Origin of the sequence: Parvularcula maris (genome assembly GCF_024505085.1) — a bacterium.
Classification (GTDB): domain Bacteria; phylum Pseudomonadota; class Alphaproteobacteria; order Caulobacterales; family Parvularculaceae; genus Parvularcula; species Parvularcula maris.
In genome coordinates, this window is record NZ_JANIBC010000001.1 from 388,949 (window position 1) to 414,389 (window position 25,441).

26 protein-coding genes and 1 other RNA gene are annotated in these 25,441 nt (G+C 64.0%); 11 read left to right on the forward strand and 16 right to left on the reverse strand.

Annotation, left to right across the window (positions count from 1 at the left end; translation table 11 throughout):
* Positions 1-421 precede the first annotated feature (421 nt).
* The gene (locus tag NOG11_RS01850) at positions 422-1,795 is read left to right on the forward strand and encodes a DUF2254 domain-containing protein (protein ID WP_256617926.1); all 1,374 of its coding nucleotides are present in this window, start codon (positions 422-424) and stop codon (positions 1,793-1,795) included.
* Positions 1,796-1,833: 38 nt separating this feature from the next.
* Here the strand turns inward: NOG11_RS01850 and NOG11_RS01855 are convergent, their stop codons facing one another.
* The 3 genes from NOG11_RS01855 to NOG11_RS01865 form a co-directional block, all read right to left on the reverse strand.
* Entirely contained in the window at positions 1,834-2,355 is a 522-nt protein-coding gene (locus NOG11_RS01855; RefSeq protein ID WP_256617927.1) for a dihydrofolate reductase, read from the reverse strand.
* Positions 2,352-3,146 carry a thymidylate synthase gene (locus tag NOG11_RS01860; protein WP_256617929.1) on the reverse strand — a complete coding sequence of 265 codons (795 nt, stop codon included), beginning with the start codon at positions 3,144-3,146 and terminating at the stop codon, positions 2,352-2,354. Before NOG11_RS01860 ends, NOG11_RS01855 begins: the two co-directional genes overlap by 4 nt.
* A gap of 230 nt (positions 3,147-3,376) precedes the next feature.
* On the reverse strand, positions 3,377-4,309 hold the full coding sequence (locus tag NOG11_RS01865) for a D-Ala-D-Ala carboxypeptidase family metallohydrolase (protein ID WP_256617930.1): 933 nt from the start codon (positions 4,307-4,309) through the stop codon (positions 3,377-3,379).
* A gap of 212 nt (positions 4,310-4,521) precedes the next feature.
* On the opposite strand from NOG11_RS01865, the gene NOG11_RS01870 reads away from it, so the two are divergent.
* The 3 genes from NOG11_RS01870 to NOG11_RS01880 all read left to right on the forward strand — a co-directional run bounded on the left by NOG11_RS01870 (position 4,522) and on the right by NOG11_RS01880 (position 7,060).
* Positions 4,522-5,811: a hypothetical protein gene (locus NOG11_RS01870; protein ID WP_256617931.1), complete on the forward strand. Its 1,290-nt coding sequence runs from the start codon at positions 4,522-4,524 to the stop codon at positions 5,809-5,811.
* A 69-nt stretch (positions 5,812-5,880) separates the two neighbouring features.
* Positions 5,881-6,237, forward strand: a transfer-messenger RNA (tmRNA) gene (gene ssrA, locus NOG11_RS01875).
* Between the two features lie 241 nt (positions 6,238-6,478).
* Positions 6,479-7,060 carry a DUF427 domain-containing protein gene (locus NOG11_RS01880; protein ID WP_256617932.1) on the forward strand — a complete coding sequence of 194 codons (582 nt, stop codon included), beginning with the start codon at positions 6,479-6,481 and terminating at the stop codon, positions 7,058-7,060.
* Between the two features lie 132 nt (positions 7,061-7,192).
* Here NOG11_RS01880 and NOG11_RS01885 read toward each other — a convergent pair whose 3' ends face one another.
* From NOG11_RS01885 to NOG11_RS01920, 8 genes are all read right to left on the reverse strand, one after another.
* The gene (locus tag NOG11_RS01885) at positions 7,193-8,689 is read right to left on the reverse strand and encodes a SpoVR family protein (RefSeq protein WP_256617933.1); all 1,497 of its coding nucleotides are present in this window, start codon (positions 8,687-8,689) and stop codon (positions 7,193-7,195) included.
* A 126-nt stretch (positions 8,690-8,815) separates the two neighbouring features.
* The gene (locus NOG11_RS01890; protein WP_256617934.1) at positions 8,816-9,118 is read right to left on the reverse strand and encodes a hydroxymethylglutaryl-coenzyme A reductase family protein; all 303 of its coding nucleotides are present in this window, start codon (positions 9,116-9,118) and stop codon (positions 8,816-8,818) included.
* Positions 9,119-9,122: 4 nt separating this feature from the next.
* Positions 9,123-9,488: a hypothetical protein gene (locus NOG11_RS01895; RefSeq protein WP_256617935.1), complete on the reverse strand. Its 366-nt coding sequence runs from the start codon at positions 9,486-9,488 to the stop codon at positions 9,123-9,125.
* A complete protein-coding gene (locus NOG11_RS01900; protein ID WP_256617936.1) occupies positions 9,481-9,807 on the reverse strand; it encodes a hypothetical protein in 327 nt (108 codons plus the stop codon). Before NOG11_RS01900 ends, NOG11_RS01895 begins: the two co-directional genes overlap by 8 nt.
* A 37-nt stretch (positions 9,808-9,844) precedes the next feature.
* Positions 9,845-11,155, reverse strand: coding sequence for a YeaH/YhbH family protein (locus NOG11_RS01905; RefSeq protein WP_256617937.1), 1,311 nt, complete (start codon positions 11,153-11,155; stop codon positions 9,845-9,847).
* 36 nt (positions 11,156-11,191) lie between these two features.
* On the reverse strand, positions 11,192-11,425 hold the full coding sequence (locus NOG11_RS01910) for a helix-turn-helix transcriptional regulator (protein ID WP_256617938.1): 234 nt from the start codon (positions 11,423-11,425) through the stop codon (positions 11,192-11,194).
* A complete protein-coding gene (locus NOG11_RS01915; RefSeq protein WP_256617939.1) occupies positions 11,422-11,808 on the reverse strand; it encodes a hypothetical protein in 387 nt (128 codons plus the stop codon). The genes NOG11_RS01910 and NOG11_RS01915 overlap by 4 nt, the downstream gene beginning before the upstream one ends.
* Positions 11,809-12,125: 317 nt before the next feature.
* Positions 12,126-12,827: a protein tyrosine phosphatase family protein gene (locus NOG11_RS01920; protein WP_256617940.1), complete on the reverse strand. Its 702-nt coding sequence runs from the start codon at positions 12,825-12,827 to the stop codon at positions 12,126-12,128.
* A 235-nt stretch (positions 12,828-13,062) separates the two neighbouring features.
* Between NOG11_RS01920 and NOG11_RS01925 the strand changes: the two genes are divergently transcribed.
* From NOG11_RS01925 to NOG11_RS01945, 5 genes are all read left to right on the forward strand, one after another.
* Positions 13,063-14,523 carry a hypothetical protein gene (locus NOG11_RS01925; RefSeq protein ID WP_256617941.1) on the forward strand — a complete coding sequence of 487 codons (1,461 nt, stop codon included), beginning with the start codon at positions 13,063-13,065 and terminating at the stop codon, positions 14,521-14,523.
* A 25-nt stretch (positions 14,524-14,548) separates the two neighbouring features.
* The gene (locus tag NOG11_RS01930; protein WP_256617942.1) at positions 14,549-14,833 is read left to right on the forward strand and encodes a hypothetical protein; all 285 of its coding nucleotides are present in this window, start codon (positions 14,549-14,551) and stop codon (positions 14,831-14,833) included.
* A gap of 88 nt (positions 14,834-14,921) precedes the next feature.
* Entirely contained in the window at positions 14,922-15,509 is a 588-nt protein-coding gene (locus NOG11_RS01935) for a LemA family protein (protein ID WP_256617943.1), read from the forward strand.
* A gap of 8 nt (positions 15,510-15,517) precedes the next feature.
* Positions 15,518-16,363, forward strand: a complete 846-nt coding sequence (locus NOG11_RS01940; RefSeq protein ID WP_256617944.1) for a TPM domain-containing protein — start codon at positions 15,518-15,520, stop codon at positions 16,361-16,363.
* The gene (locus NOG11_RS01945) at positions 16,357-16,971 is read left to right on the forward strand and encodes a TPM domain-containing protein (protein ID WP_256617945.1); all 615 of its coding nucleotides are present in this window, start codon (positions 16,357-16,359) and stop codon (positions 16,969-16,971) included. Before NOG11_RS01940 ends, NOG11_RS01945 begins: the two co-directional genes overlap by 7 nt.
* A gap of 328 nt (positions 16,972-17,299) precedes the next feature.
* Here the strand turns inward: NOG11_RS01945 and rpoH are convergent, their stop codons facing one another.
* The 3 genes from rpoH to NOG11_RS01960 all read right to left on the reverse strand — a co-directional run bounded on the left by rpoH (position 17,300) and on the right by NOG11_RS01960 (position 20,855).
* Positions 17,300-18,211, reverse strand: a complete 912-nt coding sequence (gene rpoH, locus NOG11_RS01950) for an RNA polymerase sigma factor RpoH (RefSeq protein ID WP_256617946.1) — start codon at positions 18,209-18,211, stop codon at positions 17,300-17,302.
* A 220-nt stretch (positions 18,212-18,431) separates the two neighbouring features.
* On the reverse strand, positions 18,432-20,336 hold the full coding sequence (locus NOG11_RS01955; protein ID WP_256617947.1) for a matrixin family metalloprotease: 1,905 nt from the start codon (positions 20,334-20,336) through the stop codon (positions 18,432-18,434).
* Positions 20,337-20,363: 27 nt separating this feature from the next.
* On the reverse strand, positions 20,364-20,855 hold the full coding sequence (locus NOG11_RS01960; RefSeq protein WP_256617948.1) for a hypothetical protein: 492 nt from the start codon (positions 20,853-20,855) through the stop codon (positions 20,364-20,366).
* A 367-nt stretch (positions 20,856-21,222) separates the two neighbouring features.
* Between NOG11_RS01960 and NOG11_RS01965 the strand changes: the two genes are divergently transcribed.
* Positions 21,223-22,806, forward strand: a complete 1,584-nt coding sequence (locus NOG11_RS01965; RefSeq protein ID WP_256617949.1) for a hypothetical protein — start codon at positions 21,223-21,225, stop codon at positions 22,804-22,806.
* A 97-nt stretch (positions 22,807-22,903) separates the two neighbouring features.
* Here the strand turns inward: NOG11_RS01965 and NOG11_RS01970 are convergent, their stop codons facing one another.
* Positions 22,904-23,911 carry an RluA family pseudouridine synthase gene (locus tag NOG11_RS01970; RefSeq protein ID WP_256617950.1) on the reverse strand — a complete coding sequence of 336 codons (1,008 nt, stop codon included), beginning with the start codon at positions 23,909-23,911 and terminating at the stop codon, positions 22,904-22,906.
* A 44-nt stretch (positions 23,912-23,955) separates the two neighbouring features.
* Here NOG11_RS01970 and NOG11_RS01975 point away from each other — a divergent pair, with 44 nt between their 5' ends.
* Positions 23,956-24,264 (forward strand): DUF6476 family protein, encoded by a 309-nt coding sequence (locus tag NOG11_RS01975; protein ID WP_256617951.1) that lies wholly within the window; start codon positions 23,956-23,958, stop codon positions 24,262-24,264.
* A gap of 75 nt (positions 24,265-24,339) precedes the next feature.
* On the opposite strand, the gene rarD is transcribed toward NOG11_RS01975, so the two are convergent.
* Positions 24,340-25,296 (reverse strand): EamA family transporter RarD, encoded by a 957-nt coding sequence (gene rarD / locus NOG11_RS01980; protein ID WP_256617952.1) that lies wholly within the window; start codon positions 25,294-25,296, stop codon positions 24,340-24,342.
* Positions 25,297-25,441 lie beyond the last annotated feature (145 nt).

The window sequence follows — 25,441 nt, forward strand, 5'->3', positions numbered from 1 at the left end:
ACGGGGTCCGCAAGGCGGGCGGGACGTGGGTAGTGTCTCAGTTCGAAAGCCTGGCAAGTACCGCCTCCCTCTCCCGCGCCGCGGGAGAGGGACCGAGGGTGAGGGGGTTCTGAGCGCCGTTCGCGATGGTAAGCGCAGCAGAACGGCTTCGCCGAGGCCCTCACCCAAAGCCTGCTACGCAGCCTTTGACCTCTCCCGCAGGCGGGAGAGGTGGGCATTGAGCAAATCTCTCGGACAGGATCCAAACTGAGACACTACCGGGAGCTGAGCGCGCTCGATGAACGCCCTCACCCGAAGCCTGCTTTGGCAGCCTTCGACCTCTCCCGGAGGGAGAGGTGAGATAAGGCCGCGAATGAGAGAAGCTGCGGCAGCCCTATCACCGCCCCTTGCCTTTCCTTGCGTGCGGGTAATCTAACATGCGATGCGAACGTTCCTTATCAGCCTCATCCGTCAGGTCCGCGCGAGCTACTGGTTCCTTCCGAGCGTCATGGTGCTGCTGGCGTTCGTCCTGGCGAGCGGGACGCGCCGCCTCGACCTCGTGATCGACGCCGAAGCGCTGCGCGGTTTCGGGCCGCTTTCGGTGGCCTCGCCCGGCGGCGCGCGGGCGATCCTGTCGGCCATTGCCGGCTCGATCATCTCGGTGGCTGGGGTGACCTTCTCGATCACCATCGCCACGGTCAGCTTCGCCAGCGGGAACTACGGCCCGCGCCTGATCGGCAACTTCATGCGCGACCGGGCCAACCAGGCGACCTTGGGCATCTTCATCGCCACCTTCGTCTACGCCATCCTCATCCTGGGCTCCGTGCGCCAGTCTGGCGAGGCGGGGGAGATCGAGGCGTTCATCCCCTACGCCTCGCTGCTCGTGACCCTGGTGCTGGCGCTGATCTCGATCGGCATGCTGATCTACTTCTTTCACCACGTGCCTGAGTCCATCGATATCCAGCACCTGACGACGGAGATCGGCGGTCAGCTTCGCGACAAGATGACCGACCTCTTCCCCAACGACTACGACGGCAGCGACGAGGTCGAGGCGCTCGGCGAGGACTTCGACAAGGCGGCGGAGGGGCGGGAGCGCATCTCGATCGCGGCGGGCAAGGACGGCTATGTCGAGACGATCGACACTGCCTCCATCGAGAGGCTGGCCGAGGAAGAGGACCTGCTGATCGACCTTCAGTACGCCCCCGGCGACTTTCTGACGAGAGAGGACGTGCTGATGGATGTCATGCCGCCGGCGGGTGTTTCCGAGGGCGTCGCGGACAAGCTCCGCAGCATGTTCTCGGTGGGCAAGCAGAAGACCCCCGACCAGAACGTCCTCTTCCTTGTGGATACGCTGGTGGAGATCGCAGGCAGGGCGCTCTCCCCCGGCATCAACGATCCGCAGACCGCGGCGGCGTGCTTCAACTGGCTGCATGTGGGCGCCAACGCCTACGGGTCGAGAGACGAAGAGGCGGGGCACGGACCGCACCGGGTGAAGATCTCCACAATGACCTTCGACCAGTTCGTCAGCCGCAGCTTCAGCGCGGTCAGGCCCTATGCAGCCACCGACCGCAACGCGGCGCTGCATCTTGTCACGGTGCTGACGGAGGTGGCGGTAAGGCTGCCTGCAGGAAGGCGACTGGCTCGGATCGAGGAGGAGCTCCGCTCCCTGGTGGACGAGGTCGAGGCGCTGAATGGAAACGCCACCTGGACCTCGGAGGTGAACGAGCGCTTCAAGCTGGCTCAAAGAGCACTGCGGTCGCAGGATGCGCGGCTGGCGCTGAGAAACGAGGCGGCCTGGTTCGAGGGACGGGCGTAGGGCGGAGGGGGCACCTTTCTCTAAGCGAGCCTCATTGCTCAGTGCACCGCCCGTGACCAGATCTCGATCCTTGCGTCGTGATCGTCCTTGTCCGACGCCTCGATGCGGGTGGCGGGCTGGATGTGCCACTCCTCGGGGTCGAGCTCGGGGAAGGAGGTGTCGCCCTCGATCTCCTCCTCGATGGTGGTGAGGTAGATGCGGGCGGCCTTGGGCAGGGCCTCGAGATAGATCTCGCCGCCGCCGATGACGCAGAGCTCGTCCTGGCCGTTCTGCTGGGCGTCCATCTCGGCGATGCGCAGGGCTCGCTCCAGGCCGTGCACGACCAGAACGCCCTCGACCTCGTAGTCGCCCTGGCGGGTGACGACGATGTTGGTGCGGCCCGGCAGGGGTCCGCCGATGCTCTCGAAGGTCTTGCGCCCCATGATGACCGGCTTGCCGCTGGTCACGGTCTTGAACCAGCGCAGGTCGGACTTCATCTGCCACGGCATGTCGCCGCTGCGGCCGATGGTGCCGTTCTTCGCGCGGGCGGCCACTAGGGCGATACGGATGTTCTCGTTCATACAGCTATCGGCGCCTTGATCGCCGGATGGGGGTCGTAACCCGCCACCTCGATATCTTCGTAGCGGAAGGCGGTAACATCCCGCACTTCCTCGTTGAGGCGCAGGGTGGGCAGCGGCCTCTCCTCTCGGGAGAGCTGCAGCTTCGCCTGTTCCTCATGGTTCATATAGAGGTGCGCATCGCCGAGGGTATGGACAAACTCGCCCACGCCGAGCCCGGTGGCCTGCGCCATCATGTGGGTGAGGAGCGCGTAGGAGGCGATGTTGAAGGGCACGCCGAGGAAGATGTCCGCCGAGCGCTGGTAGAGCTGGCAGGAGAGCTTGCCGTCAGCGACGTAGAACTGGAACAAACAGTGGCAGGGCGGCAGGGCCATCTCGTCCACCAGCGCCGGGTTCCAGGCGGAAACCACGTGGCGGCGCGAGTGCGGGTTCTGGCGGATCGCCTCTTGGACGCGGGCGATCTGGTCCACCGTGCCGCCGTCATAGTCAGGCCAGGAGCGCCACTGGGCGCCGTAGACAGGGCCAAGCTCGCCGTCCTCGTCGGCCCACTCGTCCCAGATGCTGACGCCGACCTCCTGAAGAGGCCTGACATTCGTTTCGCCGCGCAGGAACCAGAGAAGCTCGTGGATCACCGATTTCCTGTGCACGCGCTTAGTGGTGAGGAGCGGGAAGCCCTCCTGCAGGTCGAAGCGCATCTGATGGCCGAACACCGAGCGGGTGCCAGTGCCCGTGCGGTCGTCGCGAACGATGCCGGTCTCGAGAACGCGGGTGAGGAGGTCGTGATAGGCGCGCATGGATGGGAGTTAGCGCCGATTCGGGGGAGGGGGATGGCTGAGTTATGAACGGTGCCACTAGCGCCTCCCTCTCCCGCTGGCGGGGTTGGGCGTATACGACCGACGGACCGAGGGTGAGGGCTGCTGAGATCGGTTTTAGCGTACCAGCCGTCGTTACGGCTTCGCCGAGGCCCTCACCCGAAATCAGTAGATTTCGACCTCTCCCGTGAACGGGAGAGGTAAGAACGACCCTACCGCCCCCACCTTGCGGGCGTGCCCCGCGTGTCGATATGCACGAACGGCCCATGCGCCGCGTTGGCGGCGTAGCTGCCGATGCCTCCCTTGATGCTGACCTCGGTGTTCGCGGAGGCCATGCGCTCGACCGCATCGTAAAGGTGGTTGGCGTCAGCCTTGTCCACCGTGCCGTCGCCGTTGAGGTCGTCCATGACGCCGTTCTTCGGCCTGATATCGACGAAGACGTCCGCCGCGTCGCCGTAGAGATGGCGCGAATAGCTCGTCGTGTTGCCGATCGCCTTGTTGTACCACGGCGTCCGGTAGCCGCTCATGACGTAGAGCGTGCCGACGTCGAAGCCCTCGTCCTGGATGAGATCGACGGCCTGCTCGAGCTTCAGGAGAAGCTCGGGCCGCAGGACCACATAGCGCGCCTCGGCATCGGTCTCCTGCTTGCAGATGAACTGGCCGAGGCGGAAATGCGGTGAGACCTGGACGTCCTTCGTCTCCTCGCTCACCTCGATGAAGCCCTCGGGGGGCAGGTAGGTGTCCTGGCCGCGCAGGGGCTGCTCTTCGTACTGGCCGATCTTGTAGCCGTTGAGGGCGCCGTCCTCGATATCGCTCTTCGGATAGCCCACCAGCACGTTGAGGGTGAAGCGGTCCCCGGTGGTCTCGTCGGTGATGGTGAGGGGGTAGTGGCCTGGCTCGTCCGGAGCCTTCCAGGCCAGCTTCATCTCGCCTTCCAGCGCCTCGCCGCGGTCCGGTGCGTCGAAGCGGATCTCGTTCTCGCTGGGCCGACCCATGACCTGAAGGTCGAGCACCTCGCCGGGGATCATGGGCGCGAAAAAGACCTCGTACTCGACCGTCAGATCCTGGACCTGAACCTTGAGCGGCTCGGCCAGGGCGGGTGTGGCTGCGGCAAAAAGGGCGGAAAAGAGGGGGGCGAGGCGCATGACGCGGGCTCCTTGGCGAGAGGACGTAAGGGCTCAACACGCCTCGCGCTCTGGGCTCGCGTGCCGTCCGCGCCTTGTGAACCCCACCATGGCTAACCCGCATTAACCGAGCGGTCGTTATTTTATACCGAACCTTTTACGCCCCGCTGCAACCTAGGCGAGCTCCCGAACCAACCAGCAATCTCTGTTACGGGGAGAGAAAGGAAGCAGTCATGACGAGTTTCACCTCGATCGCCAGCGGTTCGCTGTACGGATCGAACAATTACGACCCCTATGCATCGTCCCTCTACGACCGGATCAAGGCGCAGGAACTGGCCACGCTGGAAAAATCAGCGGAGCTGAAAAGCCTTCAGAACACGGCCGCCCGGCTGACGGTCTCGAGCGAGATCGACCTCGCCAAAAGTTTCCTCGAGGGGCTCGGCCAGGCCTCCTACCGCACGGTGGTCAGCGACGAGGACCGCTACGAGGCGCTGTCGGCCAAGCTTGCCGAGCTGGACAGCTTCACCGCCTCGGTCACCGAGGCGAGCGTGGACGGGGAGGTCTCGCTGTCGGGACTTAGCCGCCCCGAAGAGCTGGCTGTTGGCCTCACCGCGCTGGAGGATGCAACGAGACCCGACGAGCTGACCTATATCGCGGGCAACGACGCGGTCATCGTCGACGCCGAGCAGTACACGGCCAACAACGCAGGCGCGGACGGTGCGCCGGTCTGGGTGGCGAACTCCGCCAATGACCGGATGTACGCCACCGAGGTCGCAGGCACCTACCAGTACCGCGACGCCGATGACGTGACCGCCAACGCGGCCCGCCTCGACTACAAGATCGACTTCGAGGAGGCAGGAACCTACACCGTCTGGGTCCGCGGCCATGCAGGCTGGTACGGCGACACGGACAGCAACTCCGTCCATGTGGGCCTGAACGGCGAGGTCTCCACGGGCGAGGGCGGCATCGCGCTGAGCACCACCGCCATGACTTGGGAGACCGGCGACACCTTCACCGGCCAGGCGGTGACCATCAATGTGGCGGAGGCGGGCACCCAGACCCTGAACCTCTGGGTCCGCGAGGACGGTACGGCGGTGGACGCCCTGATGCTGACCAAACAGGCGGGCTTCGACCCGAACGGCGCTTCGGGCCTCGCGCTGAGCGAGATCACCACCACCAAGGGCGCTGCCGGTGCGGTAAGCTCCGAAGCGGTGCTAAGCGCAGCCGCCGAGGCCCGCCAGGCGATCCTTGCCGAGATGGAAGGCCTGAAGACCACCGAGAAGGTGGAGTACGGCCCCAACCCCTATCTCGACAAGGTGATCGAGGCCCAGGAGCGGGGGCTGGCGCGCCTTCAGGAGCTGGCCGCCCAGACCAAGGAGCAGCTCGCGGATCAGCGCGGCACCGATCCCGGCAGCTACCGGCAGGTCAACGGCTTTGCAGCCCTCGGGCTCTTCTACTCCTACGACATCACCTCGATGTTCCTGGAGAAGATGCAGGCTCAGGCTCTCGACAAGGAGGCCTAGCTCTCACCGTGTGTTTCATGGGAGCGAACCCGCCGCGAGCCCCTTCCCTCGCGGCGGGTTTTCCTCATTGGTCTGGTCAAACCGAGCTCCCGCCCCTATATGAACAGGGCTGCTTCGGCAGATATGACGATAAATGGCGTTCGTAATAAGCGGACTGGACCCGGGGGCGGTACCCGGCGGCTCCACCAGAGGCCCTGCGGAAGCGGGGGTTCCGGCGGGGCCGACATAGCATCGACAGACGTGTAAAGGCTCTGCTTTCGTTCGGATGGTCTCCGTCATTGGACCGTTTTGATAGTTGCAAACGACAACTACGATGAAGGTTTCGCTCTCGCTGCGTAGCAGCGCGGGAAAACCGACCTTAAAGCCCTAGTGCCTTATCAGCGCTAGGCGGGGCCGCCGGGGGCCTGGCAACAGAACCCCGGCACTTTCTCTCTTATTTATGGCGCTACCGTCGGCCTGACCGGCCTCCTACTTGAGCGCTGGCTCGACTTCGCTTTCGCTTCGCTCGCGTTCATAGCGGGAGAGGTGGGACTGCTGCTTCCTCCCCCTACTAGGGGGAGGTGCCCGAAGGGCGGAGGGGGACTGTCCGCTAGCACCCCACCCTACAAGTCGGATGGGCGGCATATCGTCGGATGTCGTGGCCGCCTGAACGAGGCTATCAGACAACATGGCCGACCTTCCCGATAATCCCGCCTTCATCCGCCGTTTGGCAGCCCACCGTGAGAGCTGGATGGATGCGCCTCATCCAGCGCATATCGAAACCCCTGGCCCTGGTCAGGAGAGCGTCTGGGACTATCCACGCCCGCCTGAGGTGCGCGAGGCCGAGGCACCGCTGAAGGTGGTGTTCGGCGGCGAGGTGGTGGCCGAGACCTCGCGCGGGCTGAAGGTCGTCGAGACGGCCGGGGCGCCGGTCTACCACTTCCCGCCCGAAGACGTTCGCAAGGAGCTGCTGACGCCCTCGCCGGGTAGCACCTTCTGCGAATGGAAGGGGGAGGCAGCTTACTTTGATCTCACCGTGAACGGACAGACGGCGAAGCGAGCGGTCTACTGCTATCCCGACCCGTTGGACGATCTGGGGCAAGGCTTCTCCCGCATCGCCGGATGGTACGTGTTCTACGCGGGCGCTATGGACGAGGTATGGGTGGGGGAGGAGAGGGCCACGCCCCAGCCCGGCGGCTACTACGCAGGCTGGGTGACGAGCCGGATCACGGGGCCGATCAAGGGTGCTCCGGGTTCGGAGGGGTGGTAGTTTTCTAGTCCTCCCCTTCAGGGGAGGTGTCAGCGAAGCTGACGGAGGGGAGTTGCAATTAGCGACTTCGCTAGAGCATGGTCCCCCTCCGCCCTTCGGGCACCTCCCCCTGGAAGGGGGAGGGGAACCGGCCTACCCCTCAGCACTCTCCTGCTCAAGCTCCACGTCGTAGCCCCAGAGGAACCGTAGGTGCCCCAGCACGGCGTCCTTGGTTTTCTTGTCCAGCACACGGTCCTTGTACACCGTATGGCGGATCTTCAGGGTGCGGTCGCCCTCTAGGTCCGCGCCGGTGACCTGGAGGTTCGGCTCGTGCATGCCGAGGTCGTACATGGTGGCGAGGGCGTCTCTCGTGTCGCGGTAGCCCGCCTCATCATGGATGGAGGCGACGCGGTAGTAGGGCTTCTTGCCGTCATCGCCCAGGGCGAAGAGGCGGAAGTCGCGGATGACCTTGGGCGAGAGGTACTGCTGGATGAAGCTCTCGTCGCGGAAGTTCGCCCAGGCGTCCTTGAGCTCGCCGCGCCAGTCGCCGTGGCCAGCCATGGCGGGGAACCACTCGCGGTCTTCGTCCGTCGGGTCGGTCACGATGCGGACGATATCCTCCATCATGGCGAAGCCAAGCGCATAGGGGTTGATGCCGGAATAGCGGCGGTCGTCGAATTCCGGCTGGAACACCACGGAGGAGTGGGAGTGCAGGAACTCGAGGATCGCCCCGTCGGAGATCTGCCCCCTACGGTGCATCTCGTTCATGATGTAGTGGTGAACGAAGGTAGCGCAGCCCTCGTTCATCACCTTGGTCTGCTTCTGCGGATAGAAATACTGGCTGACATTCCTCACGATACGGATCAGCTCGCGCTGCCAGGGGCGCAAGGAGGGTGAGGCCTTCTCCACGAAGTAGAGGATGTTCTCCTCGGGTAGCTTGATGTTCTTGACTTCGCCTAGGCGCGCCTCGACGGCCTCGTCGCTCTCTTCCTTCTGCGGCAGAGTGCGCCAGAGGTCGTTGAAGTTCTCGCGCTCATGTTCGAGGCGTGCCTGCACCTTGGCGGCGGCTTCGGTCTGGGAGAGCTTGGGCGGGCGGTTGTAGCGGAATACGCCTTGGTCCTGAAGGGCATGGGCGGCGTCCAGGGTCTGCTCGACCTCCTCCCATCCGTACTCGTCCTCGCACCGCGTGATATACTTCTTGGCGAAGTCGAGATAGGTGAGGATGGACCCTGCATCCGTCCACTGACGGAAGAGGTAGTTGTTCTTGAAGAAGTGGTTGTGACCGAAACAGGCATGGGCCATGACCAGCGCCTGCATGGTCATGGAGTTCTCCTCCATCAGATAGGCGATACACGGATCACTGTTGATGACGATCTCATAGGCGAGGCCCGTATAGCCCTTCTGGTAGTTCATCGAGTCGCGTGCGAACGCCTTGCCGAAGCTCCAGTGCCGATACATGAGCGGCATGCCGTGGGAGGAGTAGGCGTCGAGCATCTGCTCGGAGGTGATGATCTCGATCTGGTTCTTATAGACGTCGAGGCCGAGATCATTGAGGCCGATATCCTCGATGGCATCGAAGGTGCGCTGCAGGTCCTCGAAGGTCCAGGCGGCCTCGTCGAACAGAAGCTGTGTCTTCGGTGTCGCGCTCATATCTCAAGCCCCAGGGTTCACCCGCAGCTTTCTTGCCGCGCGGGCAGCCGTTCTAGCATACATGGTTAACGGCAAACAGGGTGTGAAGATCGGGGAAGGTTGGGCTGGGCGGCGGCGGAGGCGGTTCTAGGAGCTGATCTCTTCAGCGTGGAACTCGCCGATCGGTCCGTCGTGCGTCGTGGCCATGGGGATATAGAAATGGCCCTGGGCGTGCTCTCCGTTGATGTGGAGAAGGCCTGCGAGGCCCATGAGGACCTGCGCCACACCGAAAAAGTTCTCCGTGTTGCCCTTGAGGAGAGCGGGGTCGATGGAGCCTGAGGTGGTGAGGGTGGCGCCGGTTTGCTCACGGATGAATTCGGCGCGGATGCTAGCGGCTTCGGGGGTGGTGTTGTCGGACGGGTCGCGGGGGATGCGGGGCGGAACGGTCACCAGTCTATGTCCTAGAAAGAGCTTTGATCCGGTCAGCTGAGTGATCTATTGTAAGCAGCTCCAAACCATTCAGCTTCGACTCAGCCTCGGCAATCGTATCGGGATCAGCAGAGTTTTCTCGAAGCGTCGAAACAGATTTGCGAGCACGCTTTTTCTCACCCTCAATAGTCTGGTCTGCAAGCCAGTTACCAAACCTGATCTTCAGGTAAGACCAAGCAAGCCCTAGTAGCTGAGATACTGGGGGCGTAATAAGTAATAGTATTGTTTTTGTTATTCCATCTGGAATCTGAACAAGTATGGCCGTAATTCCGGTTCCTGCTGCCCCGCCAACGATTAGAGCGTCATTTGTTCCACGGCTATCCTTACCCATCAACAATATCCTTGAGGGTAACGCCATTTTTGCTGAGCCGATTAATCGGGGACTCTTCAAGACGCGAGAGTGCGTCGTGAAGCTCATCCAGTCGTTTTTGCATACGCTGCAAATCCTCTGAGGAAAGACCAGGCTCCTTAGTAGCGCTATCTATCTCCTTGAGCTCTTGAGTTATTTCTTCTCTAATATTATTCCACCTCTGAATTATAACCGTTCCACGGAAGGTAAACAGAGATCGAGCCATATAGGCAGTAACAAAACCAAAGGAAAACGCAGCTACTAAAGTAAGAACCAAACTTATATTGACGCTTTCAACCATCTATTCATGTCCAATGCCGCGTAAACGCTAACTTAGTCTAAGCCGCCGCGCCCTTCTTCTCCTTGCTGAACAGCTCACGGAACACCGGGAAGATGTCCCTGGGGTGTGCGATCCGCGTCTGCGCAAATCTTGGGTCCTGGATGCTGCGATAGGCGCGCCAGAGCTCCGCCCCTGCGTCGGGGTCGCTGAACACGTCCATCTCGCGCTCGTCCAGGATCTCGATATAGGCGTAGTACTGAAGGATCGGCAGGACTTCCTCATTGAGGAGCTGCACGCAGCGCTGGGCGTCGCCTGACTGGGTGTAGCCGTCCGAGGCCTGGGCGACGTAGATGTTCCAGTCGTCCGTCGGGTAGCGGTCGCGCTGGATGTCCTGCATCACTTCGATCGCGGTGCTGACGATCGTGCCGCCCGACTGGCGAGAGTAGAAGAAGGTCTCCTCGTCCACCTCCTCGGCATGGTGCGTGTGCCGAATGAAGACAACATCCACCTTCTCGTAGCGCTTCTGCAGGAAAAGGTAGAGAAGCATGTAGAAGCGCTTGGCGAGGTCCTTCTCGCGCTCGCCCATCGAGCCCGAGACGTCCATCAGGCAGAACATGACCGCCGCCGTGGTCGGCACGGGCTGGGGCGCGAAGGCGTTGTAGCGCACGTCCAGCGGGTCGATATAGGGCGCCCACCGCCTGCGTGCTTCGAGCTCTTCGAGCTTCGCGAGCACGGCCTTGATCTCCGCCCGCTGATCTTCGTCCGGCTGGTCGATGCGTTCGAGAGCGAAGAGGCGCTCCTTCAGCTCGTTGATCTCCGCGCCCGAAGGGCGTTTGAGCGCCAGGCGCCGCCCGTGGGCGTTCTTCATGGTGCGGACGAGGTTGAGGTTGGTCGGCGCGCCGGTCACGGTGACGCCCGCCCGGCGCCACTTCCACGCCGTCATCTCCTTGAGGGAGGTTTTGACGAGGTTGGGCAGCTCCAGGTCCTCGAAGAAGATGTCGAGAAACTCTTCCTGGGTGAGGGTGAAGGAGAAGCTGTCCTCGCCGTCCCCTGAGTCCGAGGCATCCTTGCCGCCGCGCCCGCCGCCCGAGGGGGGCTTTCTCAAACGGTCGCCGGTGGTGAACTCCTTGTTGCCTGGGTGCACGTGGTGCCGTCGCCCGGAAGCGCCGTCGAGGCGGAAGCGCGGCTCGGCGGTGGATTTCGCCGGGATCGAGATCTTGCCCGACTTGTCCAGCTCCTTGACCGAGCGGTCACGCAAGGAGCGGTTCACCGCCTCCTTGATCTGCCCCTTGGCCCTTCGGAAGAACCGCTGGCGGTTTCCTAGCGACTTACCCTTGGGGTTGAGGCGGCGGTCGATAAAGTGGGACATCACCGAACATGGTAAACGCTTTTCCTTGGCGAAGCGCTAACTTTTTGGACGGTTCGGCTCTTCTTCGGCGCTTCCGCGATAGGGATTGCTGAAGAGCGCCTCGGTCTCGCAATCGAAGACCGCCGCCAGCCGGTAGGCAAGGTCCAGGGACGGCTTGTGTTTACCGGTCTCCAGCGCGTTGATGGCCTGGCGCGAGACCCCGACGCGTTCGCCGAGGTCCTTCTGGGTGAGGCCCTTCTCCTCCCGCCTTTCGCGCAGGGTGGTTCTCACGAGCGGCTCGTGTTCACGACCGGCGTAGCTATGCCGTAGAAGAACCAGAGGAGGGGGTAGATCAGCCAGGCGGGGGCGGCGGCGACGCCTGCGAACTCCGTCAGAAACCCCCACCCCGTGAAGACCGCGATGGCCAGGGTGGCGCCCACGATGAAGGGCCGGACGACGGTGCCCGCCACATACTCGTCGGCATGGCGCATCAGGCTCAAGACCGCCCAGAGCTGCCCCACCACCGGCGCGGTCACCGCGAGGGCGAGGACGTAAGAGCCGGGCGCCCGAATATCGTCAAAGGCTCCGAAGATGAGCGCCACCATGATGGCGACATAGCCGCCCATGAACAGGACGGTGCGGATGACGTAGCTGCGGGTCGGGTTCTTCTGCATGGTGGACCTCCAAGTCTGATGTCAGGTTATCCTGACACGCCGGAGTGTGTCAAGTCGACCTGACACTGGGTGGTTGTCCTGATGAATCCAATTCACAAGGTTTGTTTGACGCCCACCTCTCCCGCCCGCGGGAGAGGTCAAAGGCTGCGTAGCAGGCTTTGGGTTAGGGTTTCGGCGAAGCCGTTCTGCAAGGCTTGCCATCACGACCTGCGCTCAGAACCCCCTCACCCTCAGTCCCTCTCCCGTAAACGGGAGAGGGAGGCGGTACTTGCTAGGTTTTCGAACTGAGAGGGTGCCTAGCACTGTGCACTGTTCGCCTACTCGCGGCGCAGCAGCGTCTCGGTAAGGAAGCTGCCCAGGGGTTGGGGTTCGAAGCTGGCCTTGACGGCGTCGCGGTCGTAGCGGCTGTGGACCCAGCCCAGGAAATGCTCGCGGTTCGGCTGGGTACCGTCTGCCCTCGCATCGGCCTCGTAGGTGTCGATGAAGTGGTCGAGGACGCCGGTCTTGCCGCCCCTGATGTGCCCGTAGCGCAAGGAAAGCTGCTCTCGCGCCTCGCTCAGCGGCTGGCCCAGTTTGAGGAAGGCGTAGAGGAACGCGCCGAGGCCTGCCCGGTCCGCGCCGGACTTGCAGTGCATCAGCGCGGGATAGGCGATGGTGCGAAAGAGCTGGTCGATCTCCTCGATGAACTGAGGCTTGGGCGCCTCGCGGGAGTAGGCGCGCAGGTCGACGAGCTCGATCCCGTGCTTCGCCGCCGCCTCGCGCTCCAGGTGCCAGAAGCCGGGCTGGCGCTCGTTGTTGCGCAGTCCGCGCAGGTTGATGATGGTGCGGAAGCCTCGCGCTGCCAGCCTCTCGATGTCGCCGGGGGAGGGCTGGGCCGAGCGCCACATCCCGCCGCCGATCTCGTGCTCGTTGCGGTGGACCTTGCGCAGGAAGCCGTGGTCCTCGAGCCATAAGGATCGCGCCGCGCCCCTTCGTCCCTGAGGGCTGTCGAACTCTTCGGGGAGGAGGAAGGTACCCATCGGCGGCGCGCTTAGGGGCTGCCGGGCGGGGCGGCAAGGGAGGCCCGGACAGGGTGGTGTTTCAGTTCAAAGGTTTGGCAACGAGCGCCTCTCCCCAGCCTGCGGAAGAGGTGGTTTCGAAGCAAACCACTTGAATTGAACTCAAATCGAGACACTGCCCCCACCCAACCAGCTTGCCGAAACAGTAACTTCGCCTTAATCTTTACCCCAGGCGGCACAGGGCGGTTGGGTAGTCATGGTCAAGGTCATCACGGTGCATGGGACGTTCGCCCATCGCGACAGCGACCACGGCGATAGCTGGTGGCAGGTCGGCTCGCCCTTTCAGAAGCTGCTGCAGAACCTCATTCAGGAGCCCCTGGACGTCGAGCCCTTCCACTGGTCGGGGGCCAACTCCGAGGTGCAGCGCCGCAAGACCGGCGCGCGGCTGGCCAAGGTCATCGGCCGCTCGGAGGAGCCGCCCCTGGTGATCGGCCACAGCCATGGCGGCTCGGCGGCCATCCAGGCGCTGCTGCTGCTCTACCTTCAGAAGGGCAAGCGCTCCTGCGCGGCGCTGCGGGGCATCGCCACCATCGGCACGCCCATGTTCCGCTTCCGCTGGAACAGGAACCCCTTCTCCCGTTTCGACGTGATGGGGAGGCTGATGCTGCTCTTCGCCATCGGGCTCCTGGGTATGAAGGGCGGAGACCTCGCCAACCAGCGCACGCCGGACGACCTCTTCACCGGGGTGCAGCTTCTGCGGCAGTTTTTCGTCTCGGTGGAGGTGGCGTTCGCCAGCCTGATCCTCTTCCTCCTCTACGCCTACAGCTACCGCAACGCGAAGCGGCAGGATCTCTTTCGGCTGAACACCCTCTTCGGCAGCTACTCGGACTGCTACGTCGCGCTGAACCACGAGCGGGACGAGGCGATCAACGGCCTGCGCAGCGTGAAGATCCTGAAGCCCAAACTGATCAAGACCCACTCGGTCTTCGTCAGCCTGTTCTCCTTTCTGAGCCTTCTTCTGGTGGCGGTCTTCTTCGTGGCGCAGCTTCTGAAAGCGGCGGCGCTTCAGTTCCCGCCGCTGCTCGAGACGGTCTACCAGGGCATGCGGTCCTTACTGATCACGCCCACGGAAGCGGCGATCGAGCGCAATGTTCCAGGCGCCAACAGCGGAGGAATGGTGCAGGAGCTCGCCGAGGCGCTGAACGTGGTGCCGATCCTGGCCATTGTGGGTTTCTCGGCAGCGATCTCCTTCGTCATCGCGGCCATCATCACCCCGAACCTCGCCAGCTTCGTCGCGCAGCAGATCAAGGGACAGAGCTTCGGCGATGACGGCTTCGGCGAGACGATCATGCATGTGGCGCCCGGCCTCGACTTCGAGCAGGAGCAGGTCGGCACCCTGCCCCAGGAGGTGGAGGACGAGATGCAGGAGCACTCGCTGGAGGACGCCACCGACGCCATCGCCCGTCTGAGGGAGCTTCTGTCCTCGGGCGAGCTTCTCGACCGGGAGGGCGCCGACCTGATGGCCCAGGCCACCAAGTTCGAGAAGTCCGAGCTGATCCACAACGCCTACTTCCACTCGCGCCTCTTCGTCAGCTACCTCGCTGCCGTCCTGGTCCACCGTTTCGGCCTCAACCCCAGCGACGCCTTCCACCGGGACAACGCGGCCATGAGCTTTCTTCACGAACTCGAGGGCAGCGCCTCGCCGCTTGAGGGTTGAAGCGAAGTACGGGTAACCCGGCCCGATGACCGACAGCCAACTGCCCGAAGACGCCCCCGCCGCCAGCGATGAGAGGCGCGACGCCTTTCGCAAGGCGCGGGCCATGGTGGTCTGGACCGTGGCCGTGGTGCTCGCGGCGATCACGGCGGTGGTCGTCTTCGCCCCGCCCGCCTTCATGGAGTTCAGGCTGTCCGTTCTGCTCAAGCTGGGCGCGGGCGTGGTGGCGACCGTGGTGCTCGCCTCGGTCCTGATGGCGGCGAGCTTCTACTCGAACCGCACCGGCCATGACGACGAGCCTTCGGGCCACTGACCCGCCGAAGAAGACGTGCTCTGCCGCTGCCTCTGGCATGTACGGGCGAAGCGCCTAGATAGATGTCACACCGGTAAGGGAGAGCTTCATGCGGATGGTTTTGGTGGTGCTGGCGGCGGTCACGCTGTCGGCTTGCGGTATCAACGACGTGCCGGAGAAGAAGAACAACCTCGACGCCTCTTGGTCGGAGGTGCAGAACCAGTACCAGCGCCGCGCGGATTTGATCCCCAACCTGGTCAACACCGTCGAGGGCTTCGCCCAGCAGGAGCGGGACGTGCTGCGCGAGGTGGTCGAGGCCCGCTCCCGCGCCTCCTCGATCCAGCTTTCGGCGGACGACCTCACCGATCCGGCCAAGGTGCAGCAGTTCCAAGCGGCGCAGGAGCAGCTCTCCGGCGCCCTGTCGCGGCTTCTCGTGACGGTGGAGCGCTACCCCGATCTCAAATCGAACCAGAACTTCCTGGCGCTCCAGTCGCAGCTCGAAGGCACGGAGAACCGCATCGCCATTGCGCGGCGCGACTACATCGCGACGGTCCAGGACTACAACCGCGAGTTCATGGTGCTGCCCGACCGCTGGGTGGCGGCCATCTTCAACGGCTCCTACGAGCGCGCCGCCACCTTCGAGGCGCCTGCCGAGGCGCAGAGCGCGCCCAGGGTCGAGTTCGGGCGGGATAGCTGATCCTTCCCGTGCGGTTCTTCATCGGCCTTGCCGCGCTGATTGTCCTGGTGCTGCCTGCCTCGGCGCAGGTGGTCACGGAGGAGAACGCGCCCAAGCTGACGGGCCGGGTGGTGGACGAGGCGAACATCCTCAGCCCCCAGACCGAGGCGCTTCTGACCACCAAGCTGCAGGCTTGGGAAGACCAGTCCTCGGACCAGGTGGTGGTGGTGACCGTCCCCGACCTCGGCGGTTCGGACATCCAGACCTACAGCTACCAGCTAGGCCGCGTCTGGGGCATCGGCGTCGGTGAGGATGAGGAAGGGCGCGACCTCGACAATGGCGTCCTCCTGGTCATCGCGCCGAACGAGCGCGAGGTCCGCATCGAGGTGGGCTACGGGCTGGAGCCGCAGCTCACCGATGCGAAGTCCTCGCTCATCATTCAGAGCGGCATCCTTCCCGCCTTCCGCTCCGGCGACTTCGACGGCGGCGCCATCAGGGGGGTGGACGGCATCGTCGGTGTGCTGTCGGGTGACGAAGCGGAGTGGATGGACCGCAGGCGGAGGGCGGGCGAGCGGCCTGTCTCCGAAGGGGAGGGGAGCTTTCCCTGGCCGCTTCTCATCTTCGTCGTTCTCTTCGTGCTGCCGAGACTCTTCGGCAGGAAGCATCGCGGCCGCATCCTCTACGACAGCGATCGGCGCAGGCGCCGCCGCTACGGCGATCCGGGTGCGGACGCCCTCGCCTGGATCATCGCCTCGCAGATGGCGGGCGGCGGCAGGCGAGGCGGCGGCGGTTTCGGCGGGGGCGGCGGCTTTGGCGGCGGTTTCTCAGGGGGCGGGGGCAGTTTCGGCGGCGGAGGCGCATCGGGCTCATGGTAGAGGTGTTCACGGACGAAGAACGGGCTGAACTGGAGGCGGCGGTCGCCGCGGCCGAGGCCAGGACCAGTGCGGAGATCGTCGTCATGGTAGTGCGCTCCGCCACCGACTATCGCACGGCGGAGATCATGGCGGCGGCCATCGCGTCCCTCGCCCTGCCCGCAGCCCTTCTTCCGTTCACGGCCATTCCGGCCTTCGTCATCTGGATCGCGCAACTGGCGCTGTTCGTCGGGCTGGCCCTTCTGTTGCCTGCCATGTCGGCGGGACGCTTTCTGGTAGGACGCTCGCGCGTTGCCGAGGACGTCGCTGCCAGAGCGAGGGCCGAGTTCTTCGCCCACGGCCTACGGCGCACGGAGAAACGCGCGGCCGTGCTGATCTTCGTGGCCTTGGCCGAGCATGTAGTGGAGATCCTACCCGACGACGCAGCGGCAGAGGCGGTGAGCGCGGAGGATTGGGGCAAGGTCGCGGGTGACCTAGCGGCAGCCATCAAGAGCGGCAAACTCGTCGACGGCCTGAAGGCTGCCAGCGATCAGACAGCGGATCTTCTCAGCGGCACCATGCCTGCAGGGGAAGACAAGCGGGACGAGCTGCCTAACGTGATTACGGCCTAGGCTGCGCGGTCATCAGCGGACCCTCCTCCCCTTCAGGGGAAGAAGGCCACGGCAATGGATGCCATCAAGGACTTCGCTAGCGGACAGTCCCACTCCGCCCTTCGGGCACCTTCCCCTGAAGGGGGGAGGGAAGCCGCACTGTAGCAAAGACCCTTCGAAGCTGGACGATGCCGCGGGAAGGCACCCGGCCGGGTGCCCGGCGCCACTGCGCCGCCCCGCCGGAGCGCCTTGGCGCGTGAGGCAAAAGAACAGCGAAGCAAGGCACCCGACCGGGTGTCCGGACCGGTCAGGTCCGCCCCATCGGAGGCGCCGCGCGCCGTGAGATCAGTCAGTGCACCGTGCCCTGGCGCATCTCCTTGTCGAGCTTCTTCATCGCCTTCTGCAGCTTCTCGAAGGCGCGGACCTCGATCTGGCGGATGCGCTCGCGGCTGACGCCGTACTCGCCGGAGAGCTCCTCCAGGGTCTTGGGCTCTTCGGTGAGGCGCCGCTCGGTCAGGATGTGCTGCTCGCGCTCGTTCAGCGAACCCATGGCCTCGGTGAGAAGCTCCATGCGGGTGTCGAACTCGTCATCCTTCGCAAGCTGACTCTCCGCGTTCACCGCGTTCTCGTCGACGAGCCAGTCCTGCCACTCCGCCGTGCCCTCGCCGTCGCCGCGCATGGGCGAGTTGAGGGAGTTGTCGCCGCCCGCCATGCGGCGGTTCATCGACACCACCTCGTCATGGGTGACGCCGAGCTTGGTGGCGATGTGCTCGACTTCGGCAGGCTTGAGGTCGCCCTCGTCGACGGCGTCGATCTGGCCCTTGATCTTGCGCAGGTTGAAGAAGAGCTTCTTCTGCGCCGCCGTGGTGCCGATCTTCACGAGGCTCCAGGAGCGCAGGATGTACTCCTGGATCGCCGCCCTGATCCACCACATGGCGTAGGTCGAGAGGCGGAAGCCCTTATCCGGGTCGAACTTCTTCACCGCCTGCATGAGGCCCACATTGCCCTCGGAGATGACCTCGCCGGTGGGAAGGCCGTAGCCGCGGTAGCCCATAGCGATCTTGGCCACGAGGCGGAGGTGGGAGGTGATGAGCCTGCGCGCGGCCTCGGGATCGTCATGCTCCAAGAAGCGCTTGGCCAGCATGAACTCCTCGTCCTTCTCCAGCATGGGGAACTTGCGGATCTCGGACAGGTAGCGGCTGAGGCCGCCCTCGGGGGTGAGGGGGGCGCCGCTGGTCGTGGTCAGTGCGTTTCCGGCCATGGGTTCGCCTACGGTTCCTTCCGCAGCGGGAGATGCCCGCCGCTCTGTTCTCGTCATGGTTGCTGGTCGCTTTGGTGCTCCCAACACAAAGCGATGTTCGTTCTCTCCGCCTAAATGGTGACGCTTCGGCGAGAATGGAACCCCTGATGGAGAGCGACGCACGAAAAACGGCGGACCCGAAGGCCCGCCGTTCATGGTTTCCAGCAGTGCTGGTGTCTCTTTACTCGGCAGCGGAGACGGTGGCGATGTCCATCAGCCAGACGCCGGAGCCGAGGGGTGCATAGTCGGCGCCGTCCACCGAGAGGAAGGAGCTGCCCGGTGCCGTCTCGTTGTCGATGGCCACGAAGGCCGGGGGGAAGCCCGAGGGGCCGGCGACGAGGTTATCGGCCTCGGCGATCAGGATGAGGTCCAGTGTCGGGTCCGCCTGGAGCAGGAACTTGGCCTGCCAGGTGGCGAACAGCGTGCTGTTGAAGACGACCGGAGCGGTGTCACTGTCCTGGCCGAAGCTCTTCCTGACGGTTTGCAGGTCCTTGACGACCTCCAGCGCGCCGGTCTCCTCGTTCACCCGGCCGACGGACAGGCGCAGGCGGTCGAACTGGACGGGGAGGGACGCATCGAGCGTGCCGGTGCGAATGTTGCCGCTGACTAGGGCGGTGGAGCCGTCGAGGGCTGCAAGAACGGCCTCGCCGTCGAACACCTCTGCGTAGCCGAGCGACGTGGCACCGAAGATCGCACCGGTGCCGATGAAGTTCACCGTGCCGTCATTGTTCGAGATCAGCCCCTCTTCGTTGAGGACGAAATCGACTTTCTGGCTGAAATAGCCGGAAGAGTAGACGACGCCGTCGAGGTCGGGACGAAGCTCACGGTCATCCTCGAAGAAGCTGCTCCAGCCCTCTTCGGGGAAGTTGGTCTGACCGAGAATGTCGCCGATGATGGCGTTGGTGCTGATATTGCCAGCGGCGGCGGGGTCGCCGTCGAGGGCCTGCATGTCCAGGGCGAAGGCCTGGCGGCGTGCCACCACCAGCTCGTACTCGCCGCTGAGTGCGCCCTCGGGGAAGGCGAACAGGCCGACACCGGGAAGCTCGAAGGCAGCCGAACGGCCGCTATAGGTCATGTTGGAGCGCCGACCCTCGCGGTTCGTGGCGGTGATCGCCGCGCCGAGAATGTTGGTGCCCTCGCCGTCGGTCACTTCGCCGCGGATGACGTCGTAGACACGGTTGAAGCGCTTGTCGCCGCGCTGGATGGCGGCGATGCCGCGGCGGGACGAGCCTTCGGGGTAGATGAACGCCGAGACGGCAAGATCATCTGTGTGCAGCTCCCGCGTCGCCAGCTCGGCCTGGGGGTCGCCGGTGTCGATGAAGGGGAACATGGTCGAGCTGGTGCCGTCCTCATCCGAGATCTGGTTGATCAGGGCGTGGTTGAGGCCGTGGCTGTGGCCGAACTCGTGGGTGGAGACGGCGTCGATGTCCGCAGCGGTGCTGGCGGTGGGCTCGGTCTCCCAGAGCACGGTGCTGCTGAACTGGACGTCGTTGTCGAGGATGGTGCCGGCCTTGTAGTCGCCTGCGGGGAACTCGATGTCACCGTCGCCATCCGCGTCGAAGCAGGTGTTGCGGCCTTCGGCTGCCGGATCGAAGACGTCGGAGTCGCCGTCGAGGTCGAGGTCGTCGCCAGCGTTGAAGGTGCTGTCGGCCGAGAGGGAGGTGGAAGGCGAGCTGGCCAGCGCCCCGAAGCCCGGAGCGGTGACGAAGGTCACCTCGTTGATGAAGTCACCGGCCACGCGGGGACGGTCGCCGAGATCACGCTGCTCGGTAACGTTCAGCTCGATGAACGAGGCGGGGTTGGCGTTCCAGCGGTCGAGGCCCGTCTGAATGATGGCGACGGTCTCGTCGGCGCTGATCGGGGCGCCGAAGGCTGCGTTCGGTGCGCCCGCAGTGTTGTAGGTGTACTCGACGGAGGCGCAGCGCTCGTCCCAGAAGATGCCGACGATCGGAGCGACGCCGAACTCGGTGCCGTCGATGACCTGCGTCTCGGTCGGCACGGCGATGATGTCGAGCTGCCTGCCGGTTTGGGCGTGCGAAGCGCCCAGCGCCGCCAGAACGGCGGTCGTGGAAAGAAGATATTTCATAAGATGTCCCTAACCCTGATCGTCAGATTACTTGTCGGCTTTTTCGCGCGCGACGGCGCTCTTGGCCTTGTCCAGGCTCACCATGCCGCCCTTGTCGTTGGGCAGAGCGACCTTGCCGGTGACGACCGGGAAGATGCCTTGGTTGTAGCCGACCACGTTCAGGCCGTCAGCGGACTGATCGAGCAGCAGCAGCGCCTCGCTGTTGACGAAGAAGGAGGGCGAGCCCGCCACGACTTCGCCCATCGGGACGAGGGTGTTCTGAAGGCGGCCACCGGGGAAGCGGACGGAGAACGTCCCGCCGACCTGACCGAAGACCGTGTCCTGGGTGTCGAACTCGGTGACCGTGTAGACCTGGCCGTCGCTCTCGACGATGGAGCTGCCTGTGACCTTGCCGACGACGGCGATGTCGGCCGCGTCGACGGCCTCCGCGAAGGTCAGCTTCTCGAGCGTCTCAGCACCGGCCGTCGATGCGAGCGCCGCGACCGCGGCGGCGATCGCCATGCTAGTTTTGATCTTCATTCTGTCCCCGTTAGATTTGCTGATGAACCAGTGCCGCAGCCTCCTCGCCCAGCGTGTCGGACGGCGACGATTTCATGGCACAAACAAGCATCATACACAAACTTTTAACCCTTGATCGTAGCCACTTATTCCAGCGCGAAAAGTTTTTGTGACTTTATCTTATTTCTTGACAGATTGATTACGTTGCTCGAACGTTTCGGCAAGGGCCGGGCAGAGAGAAACTTCATTGAACGTTCGGCGTGCGGGTTGCCTGACATCTTTTGGGCGACAATGTATTCAGCCCGTCAGGGGCTAGGGAATGGGAACTGAGTCTGTGAAAAAAACAAGAAACACGGCAATCTCCACCGTTCTGCTTGCTGGCGTCTCTATGCCTGCTTTCGCGCAGACCGGGGTCGATGCTTCGCAGTACCAACTTGAAGTGCTCAACGACTGCGTTACCGAGTGCGGCCTGCCCTCTTTCGAGAGTAAGGAGCAGGCGATGGACTACCTACGCAGCATCGCAGCCGCAGCAGGTGTGGGCACGGCTCCGGTCACGGCGGGCGGCTCGCCTGAGCAGTTCGGCAAACCCGGCAACGGTATCGGTCTCGGTCTTGGTCTGCGCAACAATGCGCCCCAGACCGTCTACCTGAACTTCCAGCCTGGCGACCCTACCTACACGTTCAGTCTGTTCGGCATCACGCTGACGTTGCCTGATTTCGAGTATACCGAAGCAGACAAAGAGGAGGTACGTGACCGCATCGCCGCCGACTACGCGCCGTATAACTACGAGTTCGTGCTCGAGCGGCCGACCGAGGGTGAGTATGTCGAGCTGCAGTTCAACTCGAACGATGCACCCGGCGCCGGTACCGCTGGCGTCCTTCCCTCCGGCGGCATTCTCTTCGGCTCTGCCGGCCAGATTGATTTTGGTAATGACGATCGCTCCGTCGTAGCGATCAATGACGCCAACCTCTGGCCGTTCCTGACCGCCCTCGACCCTTTCCTCGGTCTTCCATCCGGCTTCTTGCTGGAGAACAACTCCGGTATCGACGTTCAGGGTGTTCTCAGTGACGGTCCCGATGCCCTTCCGGTGGACGAAGCCGTCCGTTTGGCGGTGATCAACCAGTCCGCCAACACGGGTGCGCACGAACTCGGCCACGGTGTCGGTCTGCGCCATTACGACGCTTGGGGTCCAGTTGGCGGCGGTCTGCCCAATACCGGTCAACCCGAGCCGACCTCGTTCTTCCCCTACTACACCCATGGCCAGAACGCCGATGAGAGCACGCTTCATGTGATGGTTTCCGGGGCGAGCGCGGGTTCCACCCTCGCGGACTCGGCCAACCGCGACCGCTTCTTCTCGGAGCGCTCTACGATCAAGCTCGCGATCAACCAGCGTGGCCGCTTCATCACCGACGAGCAGGCGAATGCCGGCAAGGCTGGTCTGAAGAAGCTTCAAGTCGTCAGCCAGATCGAAGAGGGCGACAACGCGGACGGGCGCTACGACGTCCGCAACATCGTCGTCGAAGGCGAGATCGAAACCATCGGCGAGGTCGATACCCTGACCTTCGATGCCAAGGCTGGTCAGATCTTCAACGCCGAGATGATCTCGGATGTCGAAAGCTCGTTCTTCCCCAACTTCGACGTCATCTTCCCCGCGCTGACGCTTTTCCTGAAGAACGACGATGGTTCGCTAACCGAGGTGGCCTACAACTCTGATGAGTTTGAAAGCTTCGACGCCTTCATGCTCGATGTAGAGCTACCGGAGACCGGCACCTACGTACTGCAGATGGAAGCTCCAGCTGACGTCTTCCTGGGGAATACGACCGCGACCGGAGAGCCGATCACCATCCCGCTGGCAGCGTTCGGTGCGGCGACGGAGGCTTTCTACCGTACCGGACAGTACATCACCAACGCCTATATTGTAGAACCGAAAAACGGTCGCGGCCCAAAGAAGATTGGCGGTCCCAGCAAGTAGGTACCGACCTCTAACCCTATGGAAGAGGCCCCGTCCCCAAAAGGCGGGGCCTCTTTTATAGGTCTCATACGAATTTATAGGTCTCATACGAAGATTGCTAAAGCGCCCGCAGCGACTTCCGCAGCCAGGCGAAATCCTCAGGCGCCTCGGTCGTGAAGCTCAGCTCCTCCCCCGTGACCGGGTGCTCGAAGCCGAGCGTGTGGGCGTGCAGGGCCTGGCGCTTGAAGGCGCGGACGGCTTCTCTGGCGGTGACCACCGCTTCTTCCTCGCCGCCTAGCCCCGCAATGCCCGCCTTGCCGTAGAGCCTGTCGCCGATGAGCGGGTGGCCGGTGGTGCTCATATGCACGCGGATCTGGTGGGTGCGGCCAGTCTCGAGGCGGCATTCGACGAGGCTGGCGACGGGCTCGCCTGCGACTTTTCCGCGCCCCGCGCCGTAGGCCTCCAGCCGCTTGTAGTGGGTCACGGCCTCCTTCGCGTCGGGCCGCTCGAAGCTCCAATCGGCCTCGCGCTTGAGGCGGTCCTTGCGCGAGCGGGCGATGGGGATGTCGATCGTGCCCGAAGCGGGTCTCGGATCGGCGTGGCAGAGGGCGAGATAGGCGCGCTCGATGTCGTGGACGGAGAAGAGGCGCCGGAGCCCCCGGTGGGCCTCGTCGTTCTTCGCTACGACCATCACGCCGGAGGTGTCCTTGTCGAGGCGGTGGACGATGCCCGGCCTCGCCACCCCGCCAATCCCGGAGAGGCTGCCGCGGCAGTGGTGGAGGAGGGCGTTGACCAGCGTGCCGTCCCAGTTCCCCGCCGCCGGATGCACGACCAGCCCTGCGGGCTTGTCGAGGACGATCAGGTGCTCGTCCTCGAACAGGATATTGAGGGGGATGTCCTGCGCCTCGGGCGCCGCCTCCTTCACCGGGGGAGGGGTGAGGGCGATGACGTCGCCGAGGGCCACCTTGCGGGTGGGGTCCGTCATGGCCTCGCCGCCGACGGTGAGGGCGCCCTCCTTGATGAGGTTCTTGACCTGCGTGCGGGAGGGGTCGGCGCGGTCCGCAACCCAGCGGTCGATGCGCTCGCCCTCGCCCTCCTCGACGTTCAGCTCGATAGGTTCTTTCATCGGCCCCCCGTGCAAAGCGGGAGGCTTTCTGTCAAACGGCGCGGATGGAAAACGAACCTGCCGCGCCTCCTGCCCCTAGCCACGCCGCCGCCAAGGGGCTGGCCCTAGGACTGGGCGTGCTGCTCCTCGGCGGCACGGCGCTCCTGATCGCTTTGCTCGTCACGCGGGAAAGTGAGACGCAGGTTCGTGACATACCTAGGATTGAACTGGGCGAGGGAGAGCGGGTGGTGAGCGTCTCCAGCGATGACGGCGTTCTGACTTTGCTTGTCGAAACAACGACTAACCAGCAACGTATCATCGTTCTCGACTCTGCAACCGGAAGGCGAACTGAGGTGGAGGTTCACACCCCTTGAACGAAACGTAACCCTGTCACGGGGTTCTTTTTTCGCTCCTGTCTGCCATGTGATTTGCGAGGGTCGTTTTCGACTCTAGGCGGGGCGCCGCTCCCCTCGTTCCCCCTCAAGGTGCCCCGCCGCTCTTTCCCTTCTCTCCCGCCGTCTGACCTGGCCCTGCCGTATCGCGTCGAGGGCGAAGACCGCTGCCGCCGTCCAGATGAAGGCGAAGCAGATCTGATGGGGGCGGCTGAAGTCCTCTCCGTCGATCAGGCCCACCACGAACTGCAGGGTGGGGCCGATGAACTGCATGAAGCCCAGCGTGCTGAGCGACAGCCGCCTTGCGGCGATGGCGAAGCAGAGAAGGGGGAAGACGGTGACCGGCCCCGCCGCGACCAGCATGGCGGTGATGCCTGCGCCGTCGCCGAAGGCGAGCTTCGAGGGATCGACCCAGAGAAGATAGACGAGAGCGAAGGGACTAAGCAGCAGGGTCTCGATGAAGAGGCCTGGCATCGCGCCGACGGGGGTCTGCTTCCTGAGGTAGCCGTAGGCGGTGAAGGTGACGGCCAGGACCAGCGCCACCGCCGGGAACTTGCCGCCGTAGAAGGTCAGCACCGTGACCCCGATGGCGGCGAGAAGCACGGCGAGCTGCTTGCCGCGGCTCAGCTTCTCCCGCAGCACCACGACGCCCACCAGCACGTAGACCAGCGGGTTGATATAGTAGCCGAGCGCCGCCTCGAAGAGGTTCCGGTTGTCGACCGCGATGATGTAGATAAGCCAGTTGATGGCGATCATGGCCGAGCTGCCCGCCAGCGCCATCACCACGCGAAGGTTTCTGAGCGCGCTCACCACCTCCGGCCACTGCGAGCGGAAGGCGATGATCGCCGCGCCGAAGGGGACCGACCAGAGGACCCGGTGCGCCAGGACCTCCTCCGGCGCGGTGCCGCGGAGCGCGATCAGGAAGACCGGCAGCAGCGCCCCCCACCAGCCATAGGCGAGGACGGCGGCGATCAGTCCCGTCTTGGCGGTGTTTTCCGGCGGTTTCTCGGTCATGGAGCGGCGCGTAGCACTGCGGGGGCGATGGGCAAGAGTTAATGCTGTGCGCCGCTTCCCGCCTCGAGTGCGGAACGCTCTTCACAGCTCCTTTACCGTGCAAACGAAGTGCCTGCTTCGCCTGTCTCCTTCCCGTCGCAACTTT